The sequence below is a fragment of the Streptomyces sp. NRRL S-87 genome (assembly GCF_000719335.1).
GTDB lineage: Bacteria > Actinomycetota > Actinomycetes > Streptomycetales > Streptomycetaceae > Streptomyces.
Window position 1 is genome coordinate 1 of record NZ_JOGB01000143.1, and the last position, 1,950, is coordinate 1,950.

At 75.0% G+C, this 1,950-nt stretch carries 1 protein-coding gene; it reads left to right on the forward strand.

Going from position 1 to position 1,950, the window contains the following annotated elements; all coding sequences use genetic code 11:
* Window positions 1-389: 389 nt before the first annotated feature.
* Entirely contained in the window at window positions 390-1,817 is a 1,428-nt protein-coding gene (locus IF43_RS0135395; protein WP_234332652.1) for an aromatic ring-hydroxylating dioxygenase subunit alpha, read from the forward strand.
* The last annotated feature ends 133 nt before the right edge of the window (window positions 1,818-1,950 follow it).

Genomic DNA, 1,950 nt, shown 5'->3' on the forward strand with positions numbered 1-1,950 from the left:
GCGTTGGGTCGTGGCGGGGAGGCGTAACCCTGGTGGGTACACGTGTGGCGCGTAGTGCGGGAGAGGCGTACCGCGGGCCGGAGCCGGCCGGTGGGCCGGGGCGGCGGGCGAGGTGGTGCAGCGCGTTACGTCGGGGGCGCGTGCGCCCTTGGGGGCCTCGTCCGGCCGCTTCGGGAGCGGGGGGCGGGGACCGGCCGATAGGACTACGCTAACTAACCAATCAGTCAGTCATCAAGTCTTGACACCCCGGAAACCCACCAGCAATCTGACTGACCAATCAGTCAGCCCCCGCCCCGGACGTTCCGTCCCGGTCGGGTGCCGACAGCCGATCGGGCCGCCCCGCCCGGCCGTCCCCCCGGCCGCCCGCGCGGGGCATGGAGGATTCCGCGATGCGCCCCGAAGCCACCGAATTCCAAGCCCCCCCGACGTCCGAGGCCCTTCGACCCCCCGTTCGCGAAGCCCCCGGGCCCCACTCCCTCCCGGCGGATGCAGCGGCCCGCCCGCCCCGGACCTCGACCGGAGGCCCCACGCCCCGGACCGCCGCCGCCACCCGGCCCGCCCCTACCACCGCCGAGCCCCGCACCCCCCGGACCACCCCCGATCCCGACACCGTCCCGGTCGCGGCCGAGGCGGCGGCCCGCGAGCCCCGGGCTCCCGGGGCACCCGACCCCCACGGGCCGCCCCCGCAGGCCCTGCCGGCGCGGTACTACACCGACCCCGGGCTCGCGGAAGCGGAGCAGCGGCACGTCTTCGCCAAGTCCTGGCAGCTGGTCTGCCACGAGTCCGACCTGCCGGGACCCGGCGCGCGGCTCGCCGCGCTCGCGGCCGGCCGCGAGGTGCTGGTCGTACGGACCCAGGACGGCTCCCTGGCCGCCCACCTCAACGTCTGCCGCCACCGCGGCACCCGGCTCGTGACCGCCCCCGAGCCCTCCGGCAAGGCCATCCGCTGCCCGTACCACGGCTGGACGTACCGCCTGGACGGCACGCTGGTCGGGGCACCGGAGGCACGCCAGATCCCCTGTCTGGACAAGCCGAATCTCGGGCTGCTGCCGGTGCGCGTGGAGTCCTTCCTCGGCTTCGTCTTCGTCAACCACGACCCCGACGCCGTTCCGCTGGCCGAGAGCTGCGCCGGCCTGGCCGAGGCCGTGGGCCACTACGCGGGGCCCGAGCTCGTGCCCATCGGCAAGGACCGGATCCACGACCTGGCCGGCGCCGAGGTGCAGCACGCCAACTGGAAGGTGGCGGTCGACAACTACCTGGAGGGCTACCACGTCCCGGTCGCCCATCCGGGACTGATGCGACTGCTGGACTACCAGTCCTACACCGCCGAGACCGACGTGGCGTACGCCCTCTTCGCCTCCCCGCTCCGCGACAAGCCCTCCTCCAACTGGGCCGAGCGCCTCTACCAGCGGGTCACGGCCCCGATGCCGGGCCTGCGGGAGGAGGACCGCCGGGTGTGGCGGTACGCGGTGATCTACCCGAACACCCTCATCGACTTCTACCCCGACCACGTCCTCGCCTGGACGGCCGTGCCGACCGCCGTGGACCGGGTCGCGGTGCCCGGCGCGTTCTACGCCCGGCCCGGCAGCGGTCTGCGCACCCGTGTCGCCCGCCGGCTCAACGTCCACATCGGGTGGATCACCAACGACGAGGACGCCGAGCTGGTGGCCAGGGTCCAGCAGGGCCTGGGCACACCGGGCTTCGTCCCGGGGCCGCTCTCCCGGCGGGAGGCGGCGGTGGGCTGGTTCGCCGACCGGATCCGTGCCGACCTCGCGGCCGCCGACGCCGTCCCGGGACCACCGGCCGCCGAATCCTGAGGCTCCCCCGCACCCCAACGCCCCGCGCTCCGGCACACCAGCTCCCCGGATCCCCACCCCCGCGCCGCGAACCCCCGCCGAACCACCGCCACGACGGAGAGGACCGCAGATGTCCCCCGAGGCACCACCACCC